General features: G+C 66.0%; 5 protein-coding genes and 1 riboswitch. Of the genes, 3 read left to right on the plus strand and 2 right to left on the minus strand.

Annotated elements, in window-relative coordinates; all coding sequences use genetic code 11:
• Positions 1 to 1,323: multicopper oxidase domain-containing protein (locus tag U9980_RS22535; RefSeq protein WP_322769762.1), on the plus strand; the 1,323-nt coding region annotated here is incomplete at its 5' end.
• 496 nt (positions 1,324 to 1,819) lie between these two features.
• Positions 1,820 to 1,995, plus strand: a riboswitch (cyclic di-AMP (ydaO/yuaA leader).
• A 2-nt stretch (positions 1,996 to 1,997) separates the two neighbouring features.
• A complete protein-coding gene (locus U9980_RS22540; protein ID WP_322769763.1) occupies positions 1,998 to 2,381 on the plus strand; it encodes a transglycosylase family protein in 384 nt (127 codons plus the stop codon).
• Positions 2,382 to 2,509: 128 nt separating this feature from the next.
• Here U9980_RS22540 and U9980_RS22545 read toward each other — a convergent pair whose 3' ends face one another.
• Positions 2,510 to 2,995, minus strand: coding sequence for an NUDIX hydrolase (locus tag U9980_RS22545; protein ID WP_322769764.1), 486 nt, complete (start codon positions 2,993 to 2,995; stop codon positions 2,510 to 2,512).
• A 389-nt stretch (positions 2,996 to 3,384) separates the two neighbouring features.
• Positions 3,385 to 4,389 (minus strand): MerR family transcriptional regulator, encoded by a 1,005-nt coding sequence (locus U9980_RS22550; RefSeq protein WP_322769766.1) that lies wholly within the window; start codon positions 4,387 to 4,389, stop codon positions 3,385 to 3,387.
• Between the two features lie 26 nt (positions 4,390 to 4,415).
• Here U9980_RS22550 and U9980_RS22555 point away from each other — a divergent pair.
• The coding region (locus U9980_RS22555; RefSeq protein ID WP_322769765.1) for a VOC family protein at positions 4,416 to 4,782 on the plus strand (367 nt) is incomplete at its 3' end.

Genomic DNA, 4,782 nt, shown 5'->3' on the forward strand with positions numbered 1-4,782 from the left:
GGCATGCCGAGTCCGGAAAACACGTCCTACTGGGATGGTGTCGGCGGTGCGGCATTCCACCCGACCGGACAGGTGCGCACCTACTATGTCGGTGCCGATGAGGTCGTCTGGAACTACGCCCCGGACGGGCGCGACGACATCACCGGTCAGGCGTTCGACCCGACAGCGAAGACGTACGTCCAATCCGGACCCGGACGCATCGGGACGAGCTATCTCAAGTGTCTCTACCGCGGCTACACCGACGCGAATTTCACCAGTCTGGCCCCGCGCCCCCCGCAGGATGCGTACCAGGGATTCCTGGGCCCGGTCATCCGGGCCGAGGTCGGCGACACCATCAAGGTGGTGTTCCGCAACGCCTGCAGGATTTCTGACAGCGTGCATGCACACGGTGTGTTCTACACCAAGGCGAACGAGGGTACGCCCTACGCCGACAACACCTCCGGGGTGGACAAGCTTGACGATGCCATACCCACCGGAGGCACGCACACCTACACCTGGCTGGTGCCCGACCGGGCGGGCCCGGGCCCACACGACGGTAGTTCGGTCATGTGGATGTACCACTCCCATACCAGCGAGGTCACCGACACCTATGCCGGACTCACCGGCCCGATGGTCATCACAGCCAAGGGGAAGGCGCGGCCGGACGGCAGCCCCGCCGACGTCGACCGTGAGATCTTCACCTTGTTCACAATCACGAACGAGAACTGGAGTCCGTATCTTCAGGAGAACCTCCGCCGTTTTGCCCAGCCGCCGTATCCGTCACAGGACGACAGCAACTTCGTCCGGTCCAACCTGCGGCACGCCATCAACGGCTACATTTTCGGCAACGAGCCGATGATCACTGTCAAAAAAGACGAGCACGTCCGCTGGTACCTGATGAGTATGGGCGGTGAGCAGGACCTGCACACCCCGCACTGGCACGGCAACGACGCGGTCGTGGGCGGAATGCGGATGGATACCGTTCCGCTGCTCCCCGGTACCATGGCAGTGGCCGACATGGTACCCGACAACGTCGGCATCTGGCTTTTTCACTGCCACGTGAACGAGCACATCACCGCCGGCATGCTGACCCGGTACCAGGTCGTGTCCGGCACCGGCACAGGCACAGGCAGCAGTAGCACCGACGGTACCGGCACCACCGCATCGGCGTCCGGGTCGGGGGCCACAACGATGCCGGTGCCCAAGGGTGCTGTCTCGGCGGGTGAGGGCGGGATAGCCAACCCCCCGTCCGCCGTTCCCGCTGCGTCGGCGGTAGCCGCCATCGTCGTGATGGTCGCCGGCCGCAGGATCGTCCGCCGCCGCCGCAGTCGGACGATGGGCTGACAGCCACACCGTCCACCCCATTGGCATTGGTCATCGCTGGCCAGGCCCGCGCCGTTGCCTCGCAGCGGGCCTGGCCAACGATATGTCGGGATTCCCCAGTTGTCCGGGCCCGTGCCTCTCGCGGGTCGGGCCTCCTGTGGGCCGTGGCAGCGCTGCGGTCGGACATCCATTGTGCATATTGCCGACACGATACACGGCGCCGTCGACACCGGGTTTTCCGGCGCCGTCGTACAATCACCGCCGGATAGCCACGCAGTCGATCCGCCTGCCCACGTACCGCGTAAGGCGGGGCTTTACCCGACAGGTGGCAGCCCCGTCACAATATCGCCGGCGGGACGAGGCCACAGTAGGGATGAGCGCGAGTACGCGCACGTTACCGGCAGCCGTAGCTGCTATCAACATCGGATACGGACTGTGTGCCTCTTCACGTAACCTTGCATTCTGGGCCGTCGTTGCACGTATGGTCTTCGCCGTGCCTTCGAGAGGAAGGCACGCGTCGGACGGCACGCCGAATCCTGCCCCCGTCCGATGAAAACCAGACCGGTGGCAGGAACGGGGGAACCACTTTCGGACGTCGACATCAGGCGTCCTCGGGGTGAAGCCGCACATCGCGGCCGGGCACTCCCAGCCCGAATCCGACAGCTCACCTCGCAGGCGTGGGGAAGGACATCTACATGTCCGACGTACGTTCCGGCGACCGTGGAATCAGTCGAATCAAAGCACGGGCCCGGGTATTGATCGCTGTGCCGGCACTTGTTGCCGCCATCGGCGGCGGCAGCGTCGCGCTGTCGCAGCCGGCAAGTGCGGCCCCGTCCGCGGACGGGGCGCTGGCCGCCATTTCGAAGTGCGAATCCGGTGGCAACCCGAGCGTTGTCAACTCGATCGGCGCCGGCGGACTGTTCCAGTTCCTGCCCGGTACCTGGCACGGTGTTGGCGGGTCCGGCCTGCCGCAGAATGCCAGCGCCTCCGAGCAGTGGATGCGTGCGCGGATGCTGTACGCGCAGCAGGGCACCAGCCCCTGGTACGCCTCGAAGCACTGCTGGGCCGGAAAGGCCTAACAGGCTCGACGGCCAAAGGGCGTGCGATCATGTTCTTCTCGCACGTCCGGCGGTTTTAAGCGGTCTCGACGGCGCCCGGGGGGAGATTCTGCCAAATGGGATCTCCCCCCGGCCGGTCGCGTTGCCGGTCAGGAATGTTTTCCAGCCGCCTGGCCGTGCGGCGGTCTGGTCCGCTCAAGCTCCAACGCGATGTCGATGAGATCAACCCGCTCGAGGGTGTCGATCTGATCGACATCGATCCAGGCGGCCTGGTCGGTGGAACCGCCAATCTCATGCCGAAGCACGCCGCCGACCACCCGGGCCGTGTAGATGATCCGCACGGTGTGATGGTCGACTGTGCCGCCGGTGCCGCGCGGAAAACATCTGCGCATCGAGTCCACACCCAGCAGCGATTCGATCACGACGTCGTACCCGGTTTCCTCCTCGACTTCACGTACTGCCGCGGCCAGCGGATCCTCGCCGTGATCGATGCCGCCTCCGGGTAGCGTCCAGAACTTCCCGCCCGTGCCGACGAAACGCGCAAGAAGGATCTTCCCTTCGTGGATGCAGACCGCGTACGCAGCGACCCGCAGCTCCCGGACCAGAACCGGTTGACCGTCGTCATCCCCTGACATCCCCCACACGATGCCAGCTCCGAGATCGACCCGGCGAGGGTATTGCTCGATTCAGCGGTCGAGGAACAACAATGATCATCTGGCCGCTGTTCCGTCCACCTTGGCTGGCCCCCGACTGGCCCGGCGCTGACAGCCCCGGCGCGGCGTCGCGGGACTGTTGCTGGGCGCTCTTTGGGAACGATGTGAATCTGGTGTTGTGGTAGGAGCATCAGATTCACATCGTTAAGAGCAGCAAACGCTACGGTCGCGATCACGCCGCGGCCATGGGGTACTCCGCCGAGCTTTGGTGGGGTTTCCCCCCCACACCGGATACGGGTGCGCGCCCCACTGCTCGTCCCGAGCCGTCGCCGCTGTTCCACCCGGGGACGGCCGTTGGTGGAGCTGGTTCGTCAGCCGGCCGCCTGCAGCGCGGTGATCAACCACTCCACCGCCTCGATCATTGGGCTGGCAACCGCCACCGTCGTCGTGTCCCCGCTGACGAGCGCAACGAGTTCCCAGAACCGGTAAACTCGCCTGTCGGTGAACGTTTCAAGATCGTCTATGAGTGTTGCCCGCCACGCCGGGGTGTCACGGTTCCCGGTCGTCTGCGCGTACGACGCGGCGATCGCGGCCGCCAGCGCCGTGCCGTCGGTGGAGACCGGGTCGATCCCCTCGGTGTATGCCTGCGTGGACCGGCTTGCCAGCACGGCGTTGAAGGCCTCCTGATGCCGGATGGTCGCTTCTTCGCTGACGTGCTTGGCCGCGCCCCGTTGCGCCATGGTCCTGACCCGGGCGGTGAAATCCTCATCCTGGATCAACGTCACCAGTTCCACCCAGGCCTCGACCTGCTCGCCGGTCGGGTCCTCGGGCAGCTCGGGAAATGAGGCTCGGATCATCGTCTCGAATTTCCCACCTGCTCCGCTGTCACCGTCCAGGCCATCGCGGTCCAGGCCGTTGAACACGGTGTCGAGAAAACCATCCAGAATCCGTGTGCGTTCCGCCGCGTCGAGTTTCGCCAGTCGGTGCATCAGTTCCATCTCCTCCCAGTCGGATCCGCGGACCGCGACCGCCCGTAGCACCGCCTGCCGTAGCCGGAGCACCCTGACCTGTGCGCCGAGCGCCTCGGCGTGCACGCGCGCCACCTCGGCCACCGTGATCTCCTGCGCGAGTACCTTCGCGACGGCCGGAAGGTCGATGCCCAGGTCACGCAAGGTGCGCACCAGCTCGAGGCGGGCCACCGCCACCGCGTCGTACAACCGGTAACCGGCATTGCTGCGCGCAACCGGCTCGACCAGGTGCTCGTCGGCGTAGAACCGGATGGTGCGTACCGGCACCCCGGTCAACTCCGACAGCCGCCCGATCGTGATCAGTCGGTCGGTCGGTCGCGTGTCCCTCCATGAACAGCCACGATCCAGGTTCCAGTAGGTGGAGACTCAAGCTGATGGCAGCCGGCACGGCGGTGACGTGCGTCACATTCGATTCGGACGGCATCGCATCGTCCGCGGCCGGCCAGACGGTGGAGGTCCTCATGGACGTACAGCTTGATCATGTCGTCCTGTGGGTGGCGGACCCACTGCGGTCGCTGGACTTCTACCAGCGCGTGGTCGGGCTCCCACCGGTACGGGCGGAGGAGTTTCGCGCGGGGGCGGCGCCGTTCCCGAGCGTGCGGGTGTCGGCTGAGTCCATCATCGACCTGATGCCGCGGGCTGCCGCTGCCGCTGTCAACGCCGTCCCAGGAGCCGACGGAACAGCCGGCCATCCTGTCAACCACATCTGCCTCGCGATGGGCCGCGAGGAGTTCGACGCCC

Origin of the sequence: Protofrankia sp. Cr1 (assembly GCF_963555865.1) — a bacterium.
In the GTDB taxonomy this organism is placed as follows: Bacteria; Actinomycetota; Actinomycetes; order Frankiales; family Frankiaceae; genus Protofrankia.